The sequence below is a fragment of the Psychromonas sp. Urea-02u-13 genome (assembly GCF_002835995.1).
In the GTDB taxonomy this organism is placed as follows: Bacteria; Pseudomonadota; Gammaproteobacteria; order Enterobacterales; family Psychromonadaceae; genus Psychromonas.
Map to the genome: position 1 here is coordinate 1 of NZ_PJBZ01000308.1, position 318 is coordinate 318.

Annotated in this window: 1 protein-coding gene; it reads right to left on the reverse strand. The window is 42.1% G+C overall.

Features of this window, described 5'->3' with window-relative positions:
- On the reverse strand, window positions 1–318 hold a 318-nt coding region (locus CXF74_RS21825; protein WP_157822541.1), incomplete at both ends, for a hypothetical protein.

The window sequence follows — 318 nt, forward strand, 5'->3', positions numbered from 1 at the left end:
AGGGATAAACTCTCTATAGTTAACATTGTAATCAACACCGCTGTAGCCAGTAGACCCTGGCCCAGGGGGGCCGTTTGAGCAGCAACCATGATCACTAATAGGGTTAATAAGTGCATCTTGATAATAAATATGTTCCTTATGCATCTGCACCCCAACAAGCTCAAGTACCGTATAAGGATTATCAATATAAGGTATGGTCATTTCAGCGATTGTATACGATTCTTCGTTTATGACTCTGAATGTTTTTGTGACTTCAGGGTCTACTGCCCAGACTCCAGCCCAGCTTAAATCGTTATCATTCAGTTGACGGTCTCGTAA